21 protein-coding genes are annotated in these 22,757 nt (G+C 48.0%); 16 read left to right on the top strand and 5 right to left on the bottom strand.

Features of this window, described 5'->3' with window-relative positions:
* Positions 1-142: 142 nt before the first annotated feature.
* Positions 143-1,291, top strand: coding sequence for a cyclopropane fatty acyl phospholipid synthase (gene cfa / locus OGV93_RS19590; RefSeq protein WP_016152983.1), 1,149 nt, complete (start codon positions 143-145; stop codon positions 1,289-1,291).
* A gap of 41 nt (positions 1,292-1,332) precedes the next feature.
* Here the strand turns inward: cfa and OGV93_RS19595 are convergent, their stop codons facing one another.
* Complete coding sequence (locus OGV93_RS19595) at positions 1,333-1,980, bottom strand: riboflavin synthase (RefSeq protein WP_016152982.1); 648 nt, start codon at positions 1,978-1,980, stop codon at positions 1,333-1,335.
* A gap of 217 nt (positions 1,981-2,197) precedes the next feature.
* On the opposite strand from OGV93_RS19595, the gene mdtK reads away from it, so the two are divergent.
* On the top strand, positions 2,198-3,571 hold the full coding sequence (gene mdtK, locus OGV93_RS19600) for a multidrug efflux MATE transporter MdtK (protein WP_016152981.1): 1,374 nt from the start codon (positions 2,198-2,200) through the stop codon (positions 3,569-3,571).
* Between the two features lie 38 nt (positions 3,572-3,609).
* Here the strand turns inward: mdtK and OGV93_RS19605 are convergent, their stop codons facing one another.
* Entirely contained in the window at positions 3,610-4,308 is a 699-nt protein-coding gene (locus OGV93_RS19605; RefSeq protein WP_047358440.1) for an RluA family pseudouridine synthase, read from the bottom strand.
* Between the two features lie 133 nt (positions 4,309-4,441).
* On the opposite strand from OGV93_RS19605, the gene OGV93_RS19610 reads away from it, so the two are divergent.
* The 7 genes from OGV93_RS19610 to OGV93_RS19640 all read left to right on the top strand — a co-directional run bounded on the left by OGV93_RS19610 (position 4,442) and on the right by OGV93_RS19640 (position 10,966).
* On the top strand, positions 4,442-5,233 hold the full coding sequence (locus tag OGV93_RS19610) for a PhzF family phenazine biosynthesis protein (RefSeq protein WP_053389110.1): 792 nt from the start codon (positions 4,442-4,444) through the stop codon (positions 5,231-5,233).
* 36 nt (positions 5,234-5,269) lie between these two features.
* Positions 5,270-5,578 carry a monooxygenase gene (locus tag OGV93_RS19615; protein ID WP_019076722.1) on the top strand — a complete coding sequence of 103 codons (309 nt, stop codon included), beginning with the start codon at positions 5,270-5,272 and terminating at the stop codon, positions 5,576-5,578.
* A 248-nt stretch (positions 5,579-5,826) separates the two neighbouring features.
* On the top strand, positions 5,827-6,222 hold the full coding sequence (locus tag OGV93_RS19620; RefSeq protein ID WP_016156419.1) for a RidA family protein: 396 nt from the start codon (positions 5,827-5,829) through the stop codon (positions 6,220-6,222).
* Between the two features lie 27 nt (positions 6,223-6,249).
* Positions 6,250-7,218, top strand: a complete 969-nt coding sequence (locus tag OGV93_RS19625) for a threo-3-hydroxy-L-aspartate ammonia-lyase (protein WP_287110021.1) — start codon at positions 6,250-6,252, stop codon at positions 7,216-7,218.
* 124 nt (positions 7,219-7,342) lie between these two features.
* Complete coding sequence (locus OGV93_RS19630) at positions 7,343-7,984, top strand: helix-turn-helix transcriptional regulator (protein ID WP_287101236.1); 642 nt, start codon at positions 7,343-7,345, stop codon at positions 7,982-7,984.
* A 541-nt stretch (positions 7,985-8,525) separates the two neighbouring features.
* A complete protein-coding gene (locus tag OGV93_RS19635) occupies positions 8,526-9,020 on the top strand; it encodes a putative pterin-binding protein (RefSeq protein ID WP_016152974.1) in 495 nt (164 codons plus the stop codon).
* Between the two features lie 17 nt (positions 9,021-9,037).
* The gene (locus tag OGV93_RS19640; protein WP_287110023.1) at positions 9,038-10,966 is read left to right on the top strand and encodes a putative bifunctional diguanylate cyclase/phosphodiesterase; all 1,929 of its coding nucleotides are present in this window, start codon (positions 9,038-9,040) and stop codon (positions 10,964-10,966) included.
* 145 nt (positions 10,967-11,111) lie between these two features.
* Here OGV93_RS19640 and OGV93_RS19645 read toward each other — a convergent pair whose 3' ends face one another.
* Positions 11,112-12,071, bottom strand: a complete 960-nt coding sequence (locus OGV93_RS19645) for a YbgA family protein (protein WP_016156416.1) — start codon at positions 12,069-12,071, stop codon at positions 11,112-11,114.
* A 203-nt stretch (positions 12,072-12,274) separates the two neighbouring features.
* On the opposite strand from OGV93_RS19645, the gene OGV93_RS19650 reads away from it, so the two are divergent.
* From OGV93_RS19650 to OGV93_RS19675, 6 genes are all read left to right on the top strand, one after another.
* Positions 12,275-13,384 carry an AI-2E family transporter gene (locus tag OGV93_RS19650; RefSeq protein WP_016156415.1) on the top strand — a complete coding sequence of 370 codons (1,110 nt, stop codon included), beginning with the start codon at positions 12,275-12,277 and terminating at the stop codon, positions 13,382-13,384.
* 119 nt (positions 13,385-13,503) lie between these two features.
* Entirely contained in the window at positions 13,504-15,288 is a 1,785-nt protein-coding gene (locus tag OGV93_RS19655) for a sensor domain-containing diguanylate cyclase (RefSeq protein WP_101700700.1), read from the top strand.
* A gap of 218 nt (positions 15,289-15,506) precedes the next feature.
* Positions 15,507-16,511, top strand: a complete 1,005-nt coding sequence (gene trpS / locus OGV93_RS19660) for a tryptophan--tRNA ligase (RefSeq protein ID WP_016156413.1) — start codon at positions 15,507-15,509, stop codon at positions 16,509-16,511.
* A 349-nt stretch (positions 16,512-16,860) separates the two neighbouring features.
* Complete coding sequence (locus tag OGV93_RS19665; RefSeq protein ID WP_016156412.1) at positions 16,861-17,022, top strand: hypothetical protein; 162 nt, start codon at positions 16,861-16,863, stop codon at positions 17,020-17,022.
* Between the two features lie 289 nt (positions 17,023-17,311).
* Positions 17,312-18,055 (top strand): SDR family oxidoreductase, encoded by a 744-nt coding sequence (locus tag OGV93_RS19670; RefSeq protein ID WP_287110025.1) that lies wholly within the window; start codon positions 17,312-17,314, stop codon positions 18,053-18,055.
* Positions 18,056-18,342: 287 nt separating this feature from the next.
* Entirely contained in the window at positions 18,343-18,903 is a 561-nt protein-coding gene (locus OGV93_RS19675; RefSeq protein ID WP_287110027.1) for a hypothetical protein, read from the top strand.
* Positions 18,904-19,177: 274 nt separating this feature from the next.
* Here OGV93_RS19675 and OGV93_RS19680 read toward each other — a convergent pair whose 3' ends face one another.
* A complete protein-coding gene (locus OGV93_RS19680) occupies positions 19,178-20,803 on the bottom strand; it encodes an AAA family ATPase (RefSeq protein ID WP_287110028.1) in 1,626 nt (541 codons plus the stop codon).
* 202 nt (positions 20,804-21,005) lie between these two features.
* On the opposite strand from OGV93_RS19680, the gene OGV93_RS19685 reads away from it, so the two are divergent.
* Positions 21,006-21,608, top strand: coding sequence for a site-specific integrase (locus OGV93_RS19685; protein ID WP_079497767.1), 603 nt, complete (start codon positions 21,006-21,008; stop codon positions 21,606-21,608).
* 249 nt (positions 21,609-21,857) lie between these two features.
* Here OGV93_RS19685 and OGV93_RS19690 read toward each other — a convergent pair whose 3' ends face one another.
* Positions 21,858-22,730: a LysR family transcriptional regulator gene (locus OGV93_RS19690; RefSeq protein WP_016152964.1), complete on the bottom strand. Its 873-nt coding sequence runs from the start codon at positions 22,728-22,730 to the stop codon at positions 21,858-21,860.
* Between the last annotated feature and the right edge of the window lie 27 nt (positions 22,731-22,757).

Below are 22,757 nucleotides of genomic sequence, written 5' to 3' on the forward strand. Positions count from 1 at the left end.
CTTTTCGGCAAGGGTTCCTCCCTTCCTCTGTTCTACGTCGGATTATAGATTCGCGGATTAATTCCGTGAGAGTTCTCACAAAGCCCAAAAAAGCGTCTACGCTATTTTAAGGTTCTGATCACCGACCAGTGATGGAGAAGCTATGAGTTCATCGTGTATAGAAGACGTCAGCGTACCGGATGATGACTGGTACCGCATCACCAATGAATTATTAAGCCGTGCAGGTATTACCATTAATGGTCCGGCACCGGCAGATATTCGCGTAACGAACCCCGATTTTTTCAAACGCGTACTGCAGGAAGGATCGTTAGGGTTGGGCGAAAGTTATATGGATGGCTGGTGGGAATGCGACCGGCTGGACATGTTTTTTTGTAAAGTCCTGCGCGCCGGTCTTGAAAACCAACTCCCCCGCCACTTTAAAGATACGCTCCGTATCGCCACTGCTCGCCTGTTCAATTTACAGACCAAAAAACGTGCGTGGGTCGTCGGCAAAGAACACTACGATTTGGGCAACGATCTCTTTACCCGCATGCTGGACCCTTATATGCAGTATTCCTGCGCCTACTGGAAAGATGCCGATACCCTGGAATCTGCCCAACAGGCGAAGCTAAAAATGATTGCCGAAAAACTGCAGTTGAAGCCAGGCATGCGGGTGCTCGATATTGGCTGCGGCTGGGGCGGCTTATCCCAGTTTATGGCGTCACAATATGGCGTTAGCGTGGTGGGCGTGACCGTTTCGGCAGAACAGCAGAAAATGGCGCAGGCGCGTTGTGCGGGGCTGGATGTCACAATTTTGCTGCAGGATTATCGCGACCTGAACGACAAATTTGATCGCATTGTCTCTGTCGGCATGTTTGAGCATGTGGGGCCGAAGAACTACGCGACTTATTTTGAAGTGGTTGATCGTAATTTAAAACCCGACGGCCTCTTTTTGCTGCATAGCATCGGCTCTAAAAAGACCGACAATAACGTTGATCCGTGGATCAATAAATATATCTTCCCGAACGGCTGTTTACCGTCAGTTCGCCAGATTGCCAACGCCAGCGAGCCGCATTTTGTGATGGAAGACTGGCATAATTTTGGCGCGGATTACGATACAACGTTGATGGCCTGGCACGAGCGTTTCATGAGATCCTGGCCTGAAATCGCCGATAACTATACCGAACGCTTTAAACGGATGTTCAGCTATTACCTGAACGCCTGCGCCGGTGCGTTTCGTGCTCGCGACATCCAGCTGTGGCAGGTGGTTTTTTCCCGCGGCGTTGAACACGGCCTGCGCGTTCCCCGCTAATCGTTATCACCCCCGTGCCAACGGGGGTTTTACACTCTGGCTTAGGCTCCCGCCTCACCCGTTACGTTACTGATGGCGCTTTCACGCGCCGCCAGTACGCGCTCAACGGTATCAACCACCGCCTGGGTTTGAGGATCGATTTCGATATTGACCCGCGCGCCTAACTTTTTCTTACCCAGTGTCGTACGTTCCAGCGTTTCCGGGATCAAATGCACACAGAAACGCGTCGGTGTCACCTCACCGACCGTCAGACTGATGCCATCAATTCCGATAAATCCTTTGTACAAGATGTATTTCATCAGCGACGGATCCTGAACTTTAAACCACACCTGGCGGTTGTTCTCCGAGGTCAGAATTTTCGACACTTCGGCGGTCGTCATAATATGGCCCGACATTAAATGTCCGCCAATTTCATCACTGAATTTTGCCGCACGCTCAACGTTGACCAAATCCCCAACCTTCAGGTCACCCAGATTGGTGATACGCAGCGTTTCTTTCATCAGATCAAAGCTTATCTGGTTACCGTTGATTTCGGTTACCGTCAGGCAGCACCCATTGTGGGCAACCGATGCGCCGGTCTCCAGCGCATCCAACATATATTCAGGTAACTCCACAACATGCGTACGAAAATTTGGTTTTTCATCAATGGACACCAATTTCGCGGTGCCCTGCACAATACCCGTAAACATACTTCTAACTCCTGAACTGAATTAAGACATCTCTGCACAGCACAATAGCAGGTGGAAATTCAGGTTGCCAGCAATGCGCCGCTACTGCCTGTTTTTTCACTGGAGAATTACGTATTCCTCGCTACAATAGACTGAAATTTCCCCTGCTTTTTCTCCTTGCTGCCATATAAGGCGGCTTTTTTAGTCTCTCAAATAACAACAATATAGTGGTGTACACGTGCAAAAGTATGTAAGTGAAGCGCGTCAGTTATTAGCTCTGGCAATTCCGGTGATTCTTGCGCAAATCGCTCAAACCGCAATGGGATTCGTTGATACCGTCATGGCGGGCGGATACAGCGCCACGGACATGGCGGCCGTCGCCATTGGCACATCTATTTGGTTGCCGGCCATTTTGTTTGGTCACGGACTGCTGCTGGCCTTGACGCCAGTGATTGCGCAACTCAATGGTTCAGGGCGCCGCGATCGTATCGCCCATCAAATACGCCAGGGTTTCTGGCTGGCGGGCAGCGTCTCCATTCTGATTATGATCGTGCTCTGGAACGCGGGATACATTATTCGCTCCATGCATAACATCGACCCGGCGCTGGCGGATAAAGCCGTCGGCTACCTGCGTGCGTTGCTGTGGGGCGCGCCGGGGTATTTGTTCTTCCAGGTAGCCCGTAACCAGTGTGAAGGTCTGGCCAAAACCAAACCGGCGATGGTGATGGGATTTCTCGGCCTGCTGGTGAACATTCCGGTTAACTATGTTTTCATTTATGGGCATTTTGGCATGCCGGAGCTAGGCGGCGTGGGCTGCGGCGTGGCAACGGCGGCGGTTTACTGGGTGATGTTTATCGCCATGCTGTCATACGTTAAACGCGCACGCTCGATGCGTGATATCCGTAATGAGCGTGGTTTCCAGAAACCGGACACCGCCGTAATGAAGCGTCTGGTACAGCTGGGTTTACCTATCGCGCTGGCGTTATTTTTCGAAGTGACGCTGTTTGCTGTGGTGGCGCTGCTGGTTTCCCCGCTGGGGATTGTCGACGTGGCCGGACACCAGATCGCGCTCAACTTCAGCTCGTTAATGTTCGTCCTGCCGATGTCTCTGGCTGCAGCCGTCACCATTCGAGTCGGTTATCGTCTGGGCCAGGGTTCCACGCTGGATGCGCAAACCGCAGCCAGAACAGGTCTGGGCGTCGGCGTCTGCATGGCGGTTGTGACGGCGATTTTCACCGTGACATTCCGTGAGCACATTGCCCTGCTCTACAACAATAACCCGGAAGTTGTCGCTCTGGCAGCGCAGCTCATGTTACTGGCCGCGGTGTATCAAATATCGGACTCTATCCAGGTTATTGGCAGCGGTATCCTACGTGGTTATAAAGATACGCGTTCCATTTTCTTTATTACCTTTACGGCATACTGGGTACTGGGTCTGCCGAGCGGCTATATTCTGGCGCTGACCGATCTGGTGGTTGACCGGATGGGACCGGCAGGATTCTGGATGGGCTTTATTATCGGCCTGACCTCTGCGGCAGTGTTGATGATGTTGCGGATGCGTTTTCTGCAGCGCCAGCCGTCAGCGGTTATTTTACAACGCGCTGCACGATAATCCCCAAATAGCCGCCATCTGGCGGCTTTTTTATATCCTCAAAACGGGCTGGCGTTTTGGGCCGTCATCCATTCCTGACTGACCGGATGCCTGAAATGCAGTTCACTGGCATGCAGCATCAGTCTCGACGTCCGTTCGGTGCCTGGCAGCAGACGCCCACCATATAAATCGCACCCCAAAATGGGATGCCCCAACTGCTGACAGTGGATCCGCAACTGGTGGGTACGCCCGGTTTCAGGTGTCAGCCGTACCCGCGTCAAAGCGAGTAATGTCCCATCTTGCTGGCGATGATGAAAACGCTCAATAACCTGATAGCGCGAGCGCGCGGGTTTACCGTTAATGGCGCAAATCGACATCAGTGGAAACAGCGCCGGATCCTTGGCAATCGCTGCGTCTATAACGCCTTCATCGTTTTTCAGATGCCCGCACAACAACGCACTATACACCTTGCTTACCGCGCGCTGACTGAATTGCTGGCAAAGCGCGGCGTTGATAGCCTTGTTACGGGCAATCACCATCAGCCCTGACGTCCCAAAATCAAGCCGATGTACCAGCGTACAGCCGGGATAAATTTGTACCAGCCGGTGATGTACCGAATCGAAATTCTGCGGGTTTTTCCCCGACAAGCTAAGCAGTCCGGTGGGTTTATTGATAAGCACCAGATGCTCGTCCTGATAGAGGATCGCTATCTCCTCATGACAAGGCGGGGCAATAAAGGTATCAAGGATCGTAGACATGAGCGGCCAGGATGAAGTGTGGAAACGGATGATAGCGAATTTTTACCACACTAGCGAATCAGGGCGCTTAACCAATGACAATCATTGCATGATAGAGTGTGGGATATCCTGAGTGCGATGAGAGGGTTACACCGTGCAACAAATCGATTTCTACATGGTAGATGCCTTTACCACTACGACGTTTGGCGGTAATGCCGCAGCAGTATGCCCGCTCGATGACTGGTTGCCCGATGAAATATTATTAAAAATGTCGCAGCAGCATAACCAGTCGGAAACCGCTTTTTTTGTCGCTAGTGAGAATGGCTTCGAGCTGCGTTGGTTTACCACGCAAGGCGAAATTAATCTGTGTGGGCATGCCACGCTTGCCGCCGCACATGTCATCTTTGAACATCTGGATTACCCGGAAGCGACCATTCATTTTGCCACCCGTTTTGTGGGGCCACTGACGGTCACGCGCAGCGGTGATTGGCTGACGCTTGATTTTCCTGCCTGGCAAAGCGAACCTGCCGAACCGCCCGCCTTATTGCTGGAAACATTGGGCATCACCGAATATAAAGAAGTGCGCGTCGCGCGCGATTACATGGTCGTGATGGAGAATCAACAGCAGGTTGAGGCTGTGCGCCCGAATATCCACGCCATGATTCCCCTCGGGAAAATGGTATGTATCACCGCGCCGGGTGACGGGGAATACGATTTCGTCAGCCGTTTCTTCTGCCCGGGTGAAGCAGTCGCAGAAGACCCGGTTACAGGTTCGACGCATAGCATGCTGATTCCTTACTGGGCTGCAAAACTGAATAAAACGAAGATGCTGGCGCGCCAGGTCTCTGAACGCGGCGGCGATTTACGCTGCCAACTGACAGGAACGCGTGTTTATATTGGTGGACAAGCAGTAACTTATCTGACGGGTAAAGTGCTGTTACGCTAGCAGCCTTACCCGAATTAACCAATCCATGGAGGATTTATGGCAAACAAACTCGTGCAGATACACTTTGATTTTCCTGGTCCGTTTGGCGCTGAGATGTCACATCAGCTTGTTGAACTGGCAGAATCCATCAACCAGGAACCGGGTTTCATCTGGAAAATCTGGACCGAGAACGCAGCAAACCACGAAGCGGGTGGCATCTACCTGTTTCAGGATGAAGACAGCGCTCTGGCCTATATCAAAAAACACACGGCCCGCCTGAAGCACCTGGGTGTGGATGACGTGACGTGCAAAATCTTCGATATCAATGAACCGTTAAGTAAGATTAACCACGGCCATATCGGCTAATTTTTGGCTTTAACGCCCCGCCCCGGGGCGCTTCTTCACTCCCCAGCTTTACCCTCATCAAAAGCGTTCCCCCTCTTTCACCGCGCCAGGATAGCTATATAACGTGGGTCATCACGTTTGCCATAGTTCACAAAATCATCATCTGTGAAAACTATCACTAGCCGAACGCGGTTTGAAAGCGTATAAAATAATACAAAAAGTATTATTTTATACAAAATGAATTACCACTAACTACAGGAGATTCTCTTATGTCCGTGGACATTACATTGAACTCATCTGCAGGAGGTTTTCCGCCTGCAGGTCATTACTCACACAGTACAACGGCTGGCGGATTCGTCTTCATTTCTGGTCAGTTGCCGGTCACAAGTGATGGCGAAAAAAAAACGGATGCCTCTTTTGAAGAGCAGACGCGGCTGGTACTGCAGAATATTGATGCCTGCCTGGCTGGCGCTGGGGTTTCTCGACAGCACCTGGTGTCAGTACGCGTCTATGTGACAGATATCAACCAATGGCCAACGTTTAACAAAATCTATGGGGAGTGGATCGGTGATTTCCGGCCCTCCCGCGCGGTAGCGGGCGTTGCAGAACTTCATTATGGTTTCGCGCTGGAAGTTGAAGCTATAGCCCTGGCCCCACAAGCATGACGTTTAACGACATACAGGTGAACAACAATGACTGAGATGACACTGCCTGATTATAACGATGTTGCCGCCGCGGCAGAGCGCATCGCCGACTATGCCAACAAAACGCCGGTGATGACCTCCCGAACGGTTAATGACGAATTTGGTGCTGAAGTTTTCTTCAAGTGCGAAAACTTCCAGAGAATGGGCGCGTTTAAATTTCGCGGAGCCATGAATGCGTTACGCCAGTTCACGCCAGAACAACGCGCTGCGGGCGTCGTCACCTTTTCGTCCGGCAACCATGCGCAGGCCATTGCCTTGTCGGCAAAATTGTTGGGGATCCCGGCGACGATTATCATGCCGCATGATGCCCCGGCGGCTAAAGTTGCAGCCACAAAAGGCTATGGTGGAAATGTGGTGATTTACGATCGCTATACCGAAGATCGTGAAAAAATCGGACGGGAGCTGGCAGAGAAACAAGGATTGACGCTGATCCCGCCATACGACCATCCGCACGTGATTGCGGGCCAGGGTACCGCCACAAAAGAGCTGATTGAAGAAGTGGGTCAGCTAGACGTTCTTTTCGTGTGTCTGGGCGGTGGCGGCCTGCTTTCGGGCTCCTCACTGGCAGCCAGACATCTGTCACCTGACTGCATCATCTATGGTGTCGAGCCGGAGGCAGGAAACGATGGTCAACAATCGTTTCGCAGCGGAAAGATTGTTCATATCGATACGCCGAAAACCATTGCTGACGGTGCTCAGACCCAACATCTCGGGAATATTACGTTTCCGATTATCCAGCGAAATGTGCACGATATTCTGACTGTCTCAGACGATGAATTAGTCGCCTCGATGAAATTTATCGCTGAGCGAATGAAAATTGTCGTGGAGCCGACTGGCTGTCTGGGTTTTGCCGCCGCCAAAGCGCGCAAAGCTGAACTTCGCGGCAAGAAAATCGGCATTATCATCAGCGGCGGGAACGTGGATATCAGCCGCTACAGTGAATTCCTTGCCGAGTAATCAAGAAGGTATCTGCCATGCGGATACCTTATTACCGTCTGAACACTCGCGTCTGGAAAAGCGAACCCTGCTCACTGTAAACTGACCGCAATCATGGCAACAGGCATCACCGCAGGAGACTGGCATGCCAAAAACCGATAACAACTCACTTCTCAGCCAAATTGACACTATCGCCAGGGGCTTGAGCGAGACCTTCTCGCCGTTTTGCGAAGTGGTGGTTCATGATCTCAAAAATCCTGAACATGCCATTTTATCCATCCATAATAACCTGTCCGGGCGAGAACCCGGCCAACCGGCAACAGAACTGGGTCTGGCGCGAATCGCATCGCCTGAATTCCCCAGCATTATAGCCAACTACAGCAACCAGTTTGCCGATGGCCGCCCGGTGAAAAGTACCTCCATCGGCATCAAGGATGATGAAGGCAAATACGTAGCAGCACTCTGTCTGAACGTGGATATGACGCTGTTTCGTGGCATACAGAGTGCCCTTGCGCGTTTTACTGAAACCGCTGACTCTCCCATTAAGGAACATATCGATCCCGGCAGTAACGAAGTCATCCGCCAGCGTATCGATGACTTTGCCGCTAAATGCGCAACGACGGCCCGCGCCCTGAAACCTGAAGACCGTAAACGACTGATTCAACAATTACGCAAAGACGGTTTGCTGAACGTACGAAAATCTATGGACACTGTGGCGCAGCATCTGGGCGTCTCCAGAGCGACCGCGTATCTGTATGCCCGCCAGTCGGCTCAGGCTGGCGAATAAACCCGGTTATGCGGCGCTCAGCAAGGTTTATCCGCCTGGCTCATGCAGCAAGCCAGCGCGGCATATTCCCCCAATCTCGGTGTATCCAGCCATTGATAAGTTCATTAAGTTGCTGACGATCCCGTAGGTGATTTTGCATATTTTGAATTCCTGATAATTGACTATTTTTGAACGTCTGCTACGCCTGTGTAATCTAATCCCGGGAATAGGCAAAAGTTCGATTTATTCAGCAAGGTTACCCGCCGATAAAACAACGATTCCCTGTCGCTGCACAAAAAAATAAACCTTTATGACCGTGTGATTTTTTAACAACCACAGAGTGAGTGTTTTTTGTACAGATACAACAAAAATCACCGTCCGTTAATAACAGACTTCGCCTGATTTAATAAATATTCATAACCACTAAGCATGGCAACTCATTGATTTAAATGAATTAAAACACAAATAACTTCACATCATCAATAATAGACAGGCGGAATATATAAATAGCGTGATATCTAAATTATAATTCTTTTACATCCGGCTGATTGGTGAGGTTAGAATGCGGTTAATAGTCATGTTGGTAAGCGTTGTGCTCTCCACCCAGCTTTGGGCGGGTGAACTTTCCAGGCCCACCGGTAAAGTTCTTTTAACGTTATCCGGTAATATTGAAAATACAAATGAAGACGGGAAAGCGGTTTTTGATACCGCCAGCCTTGAGAAGCTGGGCATGGTAAGTTTTCAGACCACCTCCCCCTGGTATAATGGACGTACGACCTTTACGGGTATTCCACTACAAAAACTCATGGATTATGTTGGAGCGAGCGGCTCCGTTGTAAAGGTTACTGCGCTTAATGACTACACCACCGTTATCCCTCTCAGTGATTTCAAAAAATACAATGCCATCCTTGCTTTAAAAATCAACGGAAAATATATGCGCATCCGTGATAAAGGTCCATTATTCATTGTGTACCCCTATGACAGCATGCCGGAACTAAATAATCAGATTTATTATTCAAGGTCTGCATGGCAGGTAAGTAGTATGGATATTGAGTAAGCGTTCAGAGGAACATCATGAACAGAATACTGGCTGGCATCATCTTTTTTCTTTTTATATCGACCGGATATATCTCTTTCCTCGTGCATGAAAGGCAACAAGAGCTACAGAAACTGACTCACTACACCGATTCCTGGTCTGCCGCTCAGTTGGTATCTCAATATTACCGATTTGAATCGTTGCTTGGTCTTTACACTATCGATGATACGATGAATCTTGATGATGTACGCATGCGTCTCGACATTATGCTCAGCCAGAGTGATTTGATAAAAGAAGGTGATTTGGGACGCTACATTGAGAGCAATATTGCCCACCGTGAGCTAGCGATAACACTTGAAAATACCCTTAGTTATCTGGATGATAATCTCGAGAAAATGAACCGTCCAGCACTCCAGGCGTATCTGAAAAAAATGCATACCCTGGATGCACAACTTGGGCGTCTTTCATCCGGCGCATTAAACAAAGATGTAAACTCGATTAATAACGCCAACCAAAAAATTCAAACGCTGTACTATATTTACTCAACGACATCTGTACTGCTAATAATACTGAGTGCGATTCTGGGCGTGCTCATTTTTTATCAAAACAGAAATATTCTGCGGGCGCACCTTCAGGTCAAGAGTCTTGCCGAAGAACTGCAGAAATCGAAGGAAAAGCTACAAATTCAGAATGCCAAACTGGAATATGACGTCTACCATGACTCGCTCACCGAGATGAATAACCGCCAGTTATTCTGGAGCGATTTAAATAAAACAATCGAAATGGCAGAGAAAAATAACGATGCTGTGACTGTGATGTTGTTTGATTTAGATCGATTCAAAGAGGTCAATGATACGTATGGTCATGATGCCGGTGATATGTTACTGCGCCAGATATCCGATCGTCTGATTTCGACAAGCCTTACGTCGGATACGTTGTATCGCTTAGGCGGGGATGAGTTTGCGTTTCTCTCAAGTGGCCTGACAGAAAGTCGGGCCGTTTCGCGAGCCCAGAAAATATGTGAGTTTATCAGCCAGCCCTACACCATTTACAACACAATTATCAACATAACCACCTGTGTTGGCATTGTTATCTCAGAAAATGAGCGTCGCTCTGACTATCTTTATAAATTTGCCGATCTGGCCCTTTATGAAGCCAAAAATGAAGGCTCTGGCAAGATAAAAGTCTTCCGGCAACGAATGTTAGAAAAATTGCAAGAAAGCAGAACGCTTGAGCATGATATGGCATTAGCAATAGTGAACAAAGAGTTCGTGGTGTATTACCAGCCTATTGTCGATTCTTTCAGTCAGAAAATATACAGCTATGAGGCGCTTATTCGTTGGGTCCATCCTCTCAAGGGCCTCTTGTCGCCGGATAGCTTTATTCCTGTTGCTGAAAAAACAGGGATGATTAATGAGATGGGGAAAGCGGTACTGGAAATTGCCTGCAGGGAAGCCGCGGGTTGGGCGGTTCCGGCTAAAATTTCAGTCAATGTCTCCCCTGTCCAGCTAAGCAGCAAGGCCTTTGCAGGAATCGTGTTAACCATTCTGAAAGAAACTGGACTTCCACCTGACCGCCTCGAACTGGAAGTGACTGAATCCTCTCTCTTTACCGAGAGTGCTACGCCGATAAATACGCTTAATAAGCTCCGGGCCATGGGGGTAAAAATCTCCATCGATGATTTTGGTACCGGATACTCTTCTCTTTCGCGCCTCAGCAGACTTGCCTTCGATAAAATCAAAATAGACAAGTCCTTTGTGCATTCGATATCTACGCAGGAAGACGCCCTGACTATCATCAAACTTATCACGGGTATGGCGAAATCTCTCAATATGAAGGCTGTTGCAGAAGGTGTTGAAACGCAGGAGCAACTGACAAGACTTCAGGCTCTGGGCTGCGATTTCGCGCAAGGATATCTGTTTGGCAAACCTCAGCCTTGTATCGATGAAGAAATCAGAAACGGTTAAATCGCGGTCGGCACATTTGCCCGTGGGTGCAGGGCCGCATGATTACACACCGTGAAAATTATCCCTGCTTAAACGCATCAGAAAACGGCAGGGATAACCTTCCCGAACAACGGATATTTCTGCCCCAGATTTACTCGCCATCAGGCTAATTAATCATTAACCGTAGGGCTAAATCCTTCGGATAAGGATCAAAATAGTTCTGGGTAAGCAAATAGCTGTCTGGGTATTCAGCAAGGTAGTGCTTGAGCAGAGTCAGTGGCGCTAATATTGGCAGCAGTCCGCCGCTATAGTTGAGGATAACGTCACGCAACTCTCCGCGCTGGCGGGTGTTCAACCGATCGCGGAAGTAGCCCTGAATATGCATCAGTACGTTGGTGTGATTTTTCCGTGAGGCGGGCTTTTTGAGGATTGCCATTAGCTTTTCGCGATATACCACGAAAAAAGCGTCCAAATCATCCCATTGATGGAGCGAGGCCACGAAAGGGCCAATATCCCGGTAACCCGCCTGGTGATGAGCCAAAAGCTGGAGCTTATAGCGGCTGTGGAAGTTGAGTAAACCGTGGCGAGTAAGACCAGAGGCTCGCAGCATATTAAGTTCATGTAACGCGAACACTCGCTCGACAAAGTTCTCCCTCAGCACCGGATCGTGCAAGCGGCCATCTTCTTCGACCGGCAACCACGGGTAGGTTTCCATTAAGGTGCCGGTAAACAGACCGGTTCCCTCTTTTCGCCCGCGATTTCCCTTTTCGTCATACAGCCTCACTCTCTCCATTCCGCAGCTCGGTGATTTAGCACAGACGATAAAACCCGACAGACCGCCAAGCCCATTGATATATGAAGCGGTGAAATCGGACATTTTATCGGTTACATCCTCACCAGGCGCATGGCTAAAACACATGCGGATATTCCCCTGGGCGGTTTGAACCAAACGCAACGCGGGGCGTGGTACAGGCAAACCGATGGACATCTCCGGGCAGACAGGTTTAAAAGTCACCCACTGAGCCAGCTCGTCCATCACAAATCCCATCCGTTTATGCCCGCCGTCAAATCGCACGGCTGAGCCGGTTAAACATCCACTAATCCCGATGACAGGTTGAGTGTTCATAACGCCCCCTCTTTTTTTGACGCCCTTTTTCGGGAAGAAAAGTATGACTGTTTCACTAATAAATCATAGCGTACGTTATTTATCTGTCGCAGGCTCCCTACGAAAAACAGGTTAACCAATTTAAGAAAATATGCGCAGCGAAAGTTGGTAATTCCCCTGAACGGTTCTATAGTCGGGACTGCTTCTCATTACAGGGTTCACTAATGCGATTTAACGGACTGACTAAAGGTTTCTTCATTTTCATACTTGCCCTCGTGACCTGGGCGTTCTTCGATGTGTTATCTCCCTATTTCTCTGCCATTTTGTGGGCCGCAATCTTAACCACCATCTTTAACCCGGTGAAAAACAGACTGCGCAGCGCGCTTGGCGAACGTAACGGGCTGGCGTCACTGCTCACCATCGGCATCATCTGTCTGATTGTTTTTATCCCACTGATGGTGATCTTCTCCTCGTTGGCTATTGAGCTGAACGTGGTGTATGCCAAATTACAACAAAACGACACTCAGTTCCCGGAAGTGGTCACCGCCATTATTTCGTATCTTCCTGACTGGGCCAGAGGATTCCTCGCAGAACATAATCTGGATAACGTCGCGCAGATCCAGAAAAAACTGTCCGACGTTGTACTGCAGGGTGGACAGTACCTCGCCGGCAGCGCGTTCCTGATTGGTAAAGGGACATTCGGCTTTGCTATTAGCTTTGGCATCATGCTGTATCTGCTGTTTTTCTTACTGAAGGACGGGCCGTACCTGGTGCGCCAGATTCTGGACTCATTACCGCTTTCTGATTTTGCCAAACAGCACCTGTTTGCCAAATTCGTCGGCGTGACGCGGGCAACGGTCAAGGGCACGGCGGTCGTGGCGTTGGTTCAGGGTATTCTTGGCGGCATCGCGTTTGCAATTGTCGACATCGACGGCAGCGTCCTGTGGGGCGCGCTGATGGCGTTTCTCTCCCTCGTGCCCGCGGTCGGCTCAGCGATCGTCTGGGTACCTGCGGCAATATTCCTCTTCGCCACGCACCAGCTGTGGCAAGGGCTGTTTATCGTTGGCTTCTTCGTGATTATCGTCGGGCTGGTGGACAATATCCTGCGCCCGCTGCTGGTGGGTAAAGACACCAAAATGCCGGATTATCTGATTCTGATTTCCACTCTCGGCGGAATGGAGATCTACGGCATTAACGGCTTTGTGATTGGCCCCCTGATTGCCGCACTGTTCATTACCTGCTGGAACCTGTTTTCCGGGCGCGATCATGAAGGTAACGTGGAAGGAATCGACGAAGCCTTTATGGAAGAAGGAAAAAATCCTCCAGATTTATGATGGCAGGACGATAACAGAAGGCGGTCCTGAGACCGCCTTTTTTATTTTCACGCAAAATCATACGTTTCCTATAATTTCAATCATGCTTATTCATTAATCGTCGCAGAAGGAACTAATCAGTGCGAATTGCCACAATCACCAACTGGGCCTACAGCGCGACGGTGTGTCTGACCATTGCCTCCGGCGTTGTCATGTTGATGGCCTCCAGCGCCGATAACACCGAACGCCAGGTGGTGGAGCAGCGTTATCAATTCGATCAACTGACCGAAGAAGTCGAGCTCGATGCCTGGTCGCTGTCCAGTCTGGCACGCGAATATGTTATTGCAAAAGACCCTGAAGCGCTTAACGCCTACCGCCAGAAAGAAGCGTCGCTGAAAGCCGTTGAACAGCGGCTGTCGAAACTAAAAGACATTGGGGCGACGGATGAAGAGCTGGCGCTATTGCATGAAGGGCTGCAGATTGTTGATGCCCTGCAGGATGAGCAAGCTACGGCGCTTGCCAGCGTCGCGCGCGGAGAAGAGTCGCAGGCCATCGCCCTGCTGTATGGCAAATCCTATGAACAGGAACTGGAGCGAGCCCAGGACCGGATAGATCATTTCCGTCAGTTACTCGACAGCCGCGTACGCAACACCATTGAAGATGCCACTCAGACATCGCGCACGCTACGTACGGCTTCGGAAGTGATGGTCGGGCTGACGGCGCTGCTATTTTTGTTCGTTCTCGGCTTTATTTTAAAACGCCGCGTACTGCGTCCCGTGGTGCGTTTGAGCGATGTGGTTAACCGTCTGGCGTCGCAGGATTACGCCGTTGAGACACCCAGCTTTAATCAGATCGACGAAATCGGCGATATGGCGCAGGCGATCCGCATTTTTCGCGAGAACGGCCTGGCACGTCAGCGACTGGAGAAAGAACGAGACGCCGACTGGGCAATCCGCGAGCTGCTCGCACGTATGACTCAACGTTTGCAAGGCTGCGAGAATTTTGCCGATGTCATTAATGTGGCAGAGCTGTTTGCGCCGAATGTTGCTCCCGGTATTGCCGGGCGGCTTTACATACTGGATCGAGAGCCCTGGCAAATGCGCTGCGTTGCGCAATGGCTTTCACCGCAGGGCAAAGCGGATGCTTTCCACCCGGACGAATGCTGGGCAGTGCGCCGTGGTCAGAGTCATCCACCGGTGCAAGGCGAACCCGATATCGCCTGCTACCATCTACCGGAATCATGCCAGCAGCATACCCTATGCGTGCCACTGATTGCCCAGGGTGAAGCCATCGGCCTGCTCTCATTCCAGAACCTCAGCAATGATTCCGCTCCCTCTCGCGCGTATCTGGAACTGATGGCGGAAGCACTCGGTCTGGCGTTAGCCAACCAGCGCCTGCGTGATGCGCTGCTGGAGAAAGCACTCTACGACCCGCTAACCGGCCTGCGCAACCGTCATCATCTGGAAGATACGCTGCGCACCCAGATGAGCCAGGCAGTGCGTAACAAAGAGCCAATCAGTTGCCTGATGATCGATATCGATCATTTCAAAAATATTAACGACCGCTTTGGCCATGAGGCGGGCGATAGCGTGATAAAAAGTATCGCCACCACTATTCAGCGCGTTGTCCATGACAGCGGCATGGCCTTCCGTTACGGCGGTGAAGAGTTTCTGGTGTTGCTGGCCAATACGGATGAGCAGGCCGCCAACCGCTTTGCGACAGATATTTATAATGGTGTACGCGAACTGTCGCTGCGCTTTGGACTCTCAGAGATTGGTCACGTTGATGTCTCTATCGGCGTTGCCAGCTATCCGCAGCACGCCCAGAGCGACAATCTTCTGCGCGCCGCAGACGTGGCGCTGTATCGCGCGAAAGAGTTAGGCCGTTCGCGCATCGTGAGCTTTGGCATGCTGGAAGCGAGCTAAGATACGTCAGTACGCCGTGCATTGCTTTACCTCTGCGCCAGGCGGTGATATGTTGACTGGATGAACACAAAACACAATATCACCGCGTTTAATCACAACCTGTGGTGGCTGCCTTCTTAAAGGCGGTCAGAATGTGTTTTCCCCATTTTAAATAACCGCCGAAAGGCGGTTATTTGCATTTAAAGACCCCTTTCGGTTTTTTGATTAAGGAGTCTTACATGAACAACAAAACTATCATCCTCACTGGCGATCGTCCCACTGGCCCGCTGCATCTCGGCCACTATGTTGGCTCTCTGCGCCAGCGCGCCACGCTGCAACATGATTATCAGCAGTTTATATTGGTTGCTGACCTGCAAGGGCTAACCGATAACGGCAGCACACCACAAAAGATCCGCAACAATATTCCCGAAGTGCTGGCTGATTACCTCGCCGCAGGAATCGACCCGTCACTCACCACCATTTGTCTGCAGTCGGCCCTGCCCGCCCTCGCTGAGCTGACCGCGCTTTATATGAACATTGTTACCGTGGCTCGCGTGGAGCGAAATCCTACGGTCAAAAACGAAATTGCGCAGAAAGGATTTGCCCGCTCGTTACCGGTTGGCTTTCTGGTTTATCCCATCAGCCAGGCAGCAGATATTACCGCTTTCAAAGCCGAGGTGGTTCCCGTCGGCGACGATCAGTTGCCCATGATCGAACAGACCAATGAGATCGTGCATAAGATGAATAGTCTGTTACCGACCTCTGTCTTGTCGCATTGTAAAGCGCTACTGAGTGAGACCAGCCGTCTTCCAGGGATCGACGGTAATGCCAAAATGTCAAAATCGCTCGGCAACACTCTACTCCTGTCCGCCAGCGAAGAGGCCATTCATCATGCGGTCAGCGCAATGTACACCGATCCCAATCATCTAAAAGTGTCCGATCCGGGGCAGATTGACGGCAATATGGTATTTACTTACCTCGATGCTTTTCATCCGGATAAAGCGAAAGTGGCGGAGATGAAAGCACATTATCAGCGCGGCGGGCTGGGTGACCGGACATGCAAAAACGAGCTGGAGATGTGCTTGCAGGAGCTTATCGCCCCGATGCGCGAGCGGCGGGCAACCTACATCCAGGATAAAGGTATGCTGATGGCGATGCTCAAAAAAGGAAGCGAAGAGGCGCACGAGGTCACGCAGCAGACATTAAAAGAAGTAAAGCAAGGGCTGGGTTTGCCGGTGTTCTGAACTCGAAGCACTACAGGTTCGATAAATAAAGATAGCTCCCGACGAATGACAATCGCCGGGAGTGGCGCAGCTATGCGTTGACGCGTAAAGATAACCTCTGTCACAGAGGCTAATTAATTCGCTGTTTAATAATCCACGCAATACGATATGTCGTTTTTTATGCAGTGTAATTTCTACCCTGCACCTTCAATTATTTCAACTAATCATTATGAATTACCCATTACATGTACGGGTTCGAAATCCTCACCTTGCCTGAGATATGATTATTTGTTAAATTAACCGCATTAGCGTCAAATACATTGAGCATTACACAGACGCTATTTATACAATAATGAATGATGGAGTTAAAATGAAGTATGCGTTTGCATTAATGTTGAGTATTGTATTGTCAGGTTGTACCGCAAATGATTGGGTGGATGCTGCAAGTGGGATAATGCAGGCAAAAGACCAACACGATAAAGACGCAAGAAACAATCGCATCAAAGAAGCCAACAGGGCTGCAGGCTACTGATATCTAAATGATTAGCACATCCCTCTTCTTGTCTTTATAAACAGAAGAGGAATGGTATTCTAAACAAATTTACTGACTAAATAGCACAATTAAAATTGGTGTATAGCGCATACATATCCTTGCAGAGAATATAATAATCTAACGCTCAGTCCGCTCCGCGCCAGATGCTGGCTTTGCAAGTCCCCTATCCCTATTCCTCATGTAAAAATGGCACTAATTGAAAGATGCCAATCCACTTCCTCATGTATATCTATATCCACACATAGTCATAAAGAAAGGATGGATGAAGATGCTAAGAGGTAAAAGAGCTGTAATTACGGGTGGAGGTGGAGGATTTGGTCAGGCGCTGTGCGTGTGGCTGGCGCAGGAAGGCGTCGAGGTGGATTTTTGCGCGCGGCGTGCTGATGATATTCAAAAAACTTGCAGTATCATCGCGGCTGAAGGCGGGATTGCAAAAGGATATATCTGTGATTTAACCCAGCCTGAATCCCTTTCGCAGTTTTCTTCACAGTTGTTAACTTCAGACACGCCCATCGACATTTTAATCCTCAATGCCGCCCAGTGGCTTTCAGGAACGTTAGACGATCAACCAGACGCAGAAATTATCAATACCGTCAGTTCAGGCCTGACAGGTGCGATTTTATTGACTCATGCATTGTTGCCTGGGTTAAGACGTTCAGAAAGCGCGGATGTCGTCTCAATAATATCTTCATGTGGGATTCCGAATTTTACGGATTCAATTGCGCATCCCGCTTTTTTTGCCAGCAAACACGGGCTTAGCGGATTCACATCTAAACTGTCACACCAGTTGTCCGAAGAAAATATACGTGTGACCGGGTTGTATCCACCGGATTTCGAACTTACCGGGTTAGATACGTTTGTTGATAGTCAATCCAGAATGGGGGAACGTTTATTAAATGGACGCTCAGTCTGGGAAACAATTCGTTTTGTGCTCGCTCAACCGCGTAGTTGCCATATAGGTAGTATCTACTTTCAAGGTCCAACTCGCGAGAAACTGAGTTCCAGGGGCTGAATTTGGTGACGTTGAACAACGTGGTCAACGTCCGCTCTTGACATAGCAGCTCTTGAGGGTTGCCAGCCAGACTGCTCCGTGCCAGATGCGGACTTCTCACACTTCGGCTTATGTGGTCAAAATCTGTATATCACTACACTTTATAGTATTTATATCAATAGTTAAGATAAAATTAAGGTTAACTGGCATTTCATTCGAATACGTAGCCCCACCCGTTAAATGAATGATGGCCTTAGACAGGAGCATTGCCAAGGTTCATGTAAACGATACACGAAAGAGAACATCAGATGCCATATATATACTCACTCAATGACCTGCTCGGACTGCTTGTTTTTTCAAGAAAATATCACTTTCTCCACGATAATCTGGACTGCCTGATCATTGCATGGGCTGAAGATAAAATTACCGAAGGAAATGATTCGGGGACTCTCTTAATTCTCGCTTCACTGGGTCTTGATAATCAACCTGAACGGAATGAGGTTGAATTATATCTGTCACGATACATGATAGAGCAGCGGATTGTACTGCCACCGCTAAAAACAGCAGCATTGGTCTGGATAAAGCTATTTATGAGTCAACTTTCCCAGTGCACATCCATTCATGATGCAGAACAAAAAATGTATTTTCTGGTGTGTCATTGGTTTGAACCTGACGTAAAGATTTTCGAGGCAGCGGTCGATATGCTGAAATCGCTTTACTGGCGTCTCTTTGATGAATGGAAAGGGCCAGGTACAAGCAAAGCGGTAAGGATGGTGGAGTCAGAATTCTTTGATCTGATTAATCGTGCGATGCTGCCCTATTCCCATAAAATTGAGAATCCAGATTGGCAGAATCTGCTTGTTCGGTAATTTTTACCTGCATCCTGAAAGATGTCTTTCATGTGTGAAAAACTCCATCCAATTTGAATTCCTTTTCACATTTAACTTAAGCATATTCTGCCAAAACCTCATCGTTCCCCCTTTGAACCTGGAAACAAAGTTAAGCAGACTGAATAGCCGCTTTGTGCCAGAAGCGGACATTAAAAAAGATTGATAGAGATTTGAACAACATATCAGATCATAATGCAACAACCTTTCTTTAACGAAGGCTGTTGCATTATATGATTAATTAGCTTATTTTTTCTTAGTGAATGAGAGCTTCGGAAGCACCGCCAAGTAAAGAGAGCACAAAATTTCTGGCGTCGCAATTATTTTTTATAACTCTGATAACATTTAGCTCATATCTTTTTTTATCTATAAACCCACATTGTTTGGCAACAGGAGTCAGCAAATTCGTTTCTCTTATTGGGTAACGACCAACAAGCGAGTCAAAATCAGATGAGCTCATTAAATTATTGAAATAACTAATTTCATCATTTAAAAATGAAGAAAAATTAATTTCTTTACTGTAGGTTCCGCCTTCACGAATATCTCTTTGCGTTGGAATTGAGGACATCACATTTGCTCGAATTTTTTTCTCTATTGCTCGACAACATAAATGTTCTTTTTTCTCTTCAAGAGCAGAGCGTATAATTTCGCAAACCTCACTAAAACATTCATCAATAGTAGAAGTCAAATTAGTATCCTTAACGGAATACAATACCCATCTTATCATTTTAGGGTGATAGTAAATTGATTCGATTGAATGTACTGACAGACTAAAAACAAAACTCGAATTCAAATTTTCTATTTGTGACGGAACCTTATTATCATTATCTATGATTCCGATAGCGTTAACCCAATGCGCAGCAGTGTTATTTCTCAAGCCTTTAACTGCCTGTTCAACAAGATCACATTTTTCTTTTGATATTACTGATACATTTTCAAATAAAGCACCGTACAACTCAGCATCCAAGCTTGATTGTGTACCTTCCACAAATAAAATATTATTTCTTGCACCAAGAATATCAGTTTTGACTTGCTCATCTAAACCATTCAACGCCTCATCATATTTTTTTATAACAGCCGTATTCCATTGAATAGGTTGGTCATTTTCATAAATGCAGCTATTAATACTTACAACTGTAGACTCTTTAAAAAAAGAAGGTAATGTCAATTCATGCGTTGATATGACAAAAGCACAGTCTCTGCGAGCCTCTATTAGGTTCGATAATAGAAGAGATACGATCCGTTTGTGTAAGTGGCGCTCAGGCTCATCAAGCACAATAAGTGCACCACTATTAGCACATAAAACCTCACAACAGATGATTAATGCACTTTTTTCTCCATCAGACATCCGGGATAATGAGTATTTTTTTACCGGTTCATAGCTAAGATTATTCACCATTAAGTTTGCTTCTTCATCAATGATAAATTCAAGATTAAATCCACTATTTTTAAAAATATTGTTAACAAGATCAATCTCGTTGTGAAGAACAAGTTCTTCTGTTTTACCACCAGCCTTTAAGTGTTGCATACTTTTGACCGCATGGGATGTCGCTTTATTTTTTAATCTTACTATTGGCACTGCAGTTCTATCATCTTCCCAAGCCGTCCGATACCTACTACTTGCAGACCTGGAATCATTAAAGACTCTCTCGGATGCACTTTTATAATCTGAGTTACTATAATCAATTACATCCGTCTTAAACGCATTTTTCCGATGTGCAACCACGTATACGGAATTATTATCGGAGTGTTCTCGGTATAGTTTATTAACGAGAGATGATTTTCCTGTTCCATTTCCACCGACAAAAAAAACAACCTCTCCACAACGAACACTAATCGTTTCATTAGAACGATCGCTTTTAATAAATGAAAAATCAAACATTAAGTAATCCTTTTACAATTAGTTATCTCTTTTAATATATTTCATTTTAAAGAAAAATAGTGAATGTCTGCCAAAATTTTACGCTTAAATACTTAGCTTAATCTAGGCTTTTCTTCATTATTTATCTCGTAATGAGCACGTCCGCTCCTCGCTCATAAGGGACAACCATACTCAAATCTCCAACATTGCAGGAGATTTGAGTATGAACATGTCACCGTGGAACAAAGACCGTATCATCGGCCAAAAAAGACCACTTCAGATATCTCATATCTGGGGGATCCGAATCCGGCTTGAACTGGAAGGTAAAACGCGTGATTTAGCTCTGTTCAACATGGCCTTAGACAGTAAGCTACGAGGCTGTGATCTGGTGAACCTCAAAGTATCTGATGTTGCATATGGTAGCTCGGTTTCAAGCAGAGCTACGGTGCTGCAACAGAAAACCGGTAGCCCTGTGCAATTTGAGATAACCAAAGGGACAAGAGAAGCTGTTGCTGCATTGATAAAGCTTGGCAATTTGCACAGTAAAGACTTCTTGTTTCGGTCTCGGATCGGAACTAACCGGCACATATCAACCCGGCAATACAGCCGAATTTTTCATGGGTGGGTAGAAAAGCTTGGTCTCGAAGCTTCGCTTTACAGCACACACTCCATGAGAAGAACAAAACCTTACCTGATCTACAAGAAAACCAAGAATCTTCGGGTGATCCAACTTCTGTTGGGCCATAGGAAACTGGAAAGCACAGTCCGTTATCTGGGCATTGAAGTCGATGATGCGTTAGAGATCTCTGAATCGATTGAAGTCTAAGGTTGTCAGGGCTGCAACAGCAGCTCTGTGGCAATGGCAGACTGGCAACGAACGAATCAGAGAGCAGATGCCGTTCTTACTACAAAACAGTGGTCAAATTTCTTGACCAATCCCAGGAAAGAAATCTTCAGCAACTCTATTAAATTGCATTAGTCAATCCTGAAACTGAAAGCCTGCATCGATAATAGATCCATATAGAGTATTTACCAGCCCAAAAGCCCTAACGGCACAATATGGTTGTGGAATACCTCAGTGGGATGAAACAAAGGAAACAAAGCAATTCAATACCCGGCTAACCTCACGATTTTTAAGCCATATCATCATAGTATTGACATTACCAATGTGAGGAGTAATAGAGTGGCACCGTATGGGGAAGCTCGTTTCATACTGTTTGACGACGCTCTCAGGCAATAATGCAATGCCCATTCCGGCACTTACGCAACCAAGTATTGCCTGAAAAGAACCAAACTCCAGCGGGTCGTCATAATCGACATTTTGTAGCCGTAACCATTGCCCAAGCCGGGAACGATAATTACATCCTTTCACAAAGACGAGCGGCCTTGTCACCTCCAGATCGGCTCCCGTCACGACATCACCATGCTCTGCGGCCGTAACCAGAACCAGGGTTTCCTGACACAGCACCTGCGTTTGTAGCCTTGAATTGTCTACGTGCAACGCCTTGTGGTCAGCGACGAAGGCAATTTCAAGTTCACTATTCTGGATCTGACGAACTAACACATCTGTCGGTGACGTTTTTAAGTTTAATTCTACGGAGGGCATTTCACGGTGGAAGTTTGCCAGCAAAGCAGGAAGTCGGACGGCGGCAGTGGTTTCCATTGCGCCAATGCGCAGAGGGCCAGCCGCTTTCGTTCCCTGCATAGACAACTCGGCTTCGTCTAAAAGCGCGAGGATTTTGTTAGCGTAACGCAGAAGCAGTTCACCTTCAGGGGTGATGTGAAGACGATTCTTCTCGCGAACAAACAACGAAACATCCAGGCTGGACTCCAGTTGCTTGAGCCGCGTCGTGACGTTTGAAGAAACGCAGTGCAGATTACGGGCTGCTGCGGTGATAGAGCCGGTTTCCGCGACGGTTTTAAACAAATTTAATGAGGTACTGTTCATCGTGTCTGTCACTCAAAGTGAAGGTTT

The sequence above is a fragment of the Citrobacter sp. Cb031 genome, assembly GCF_030336725.1.
GTDB lineage: Bacteria > Pseudomonadota > Gammaproteobacteria > Enterobacterales > Enterobacteriaceae > Citrobacter > Citrobacter braakii.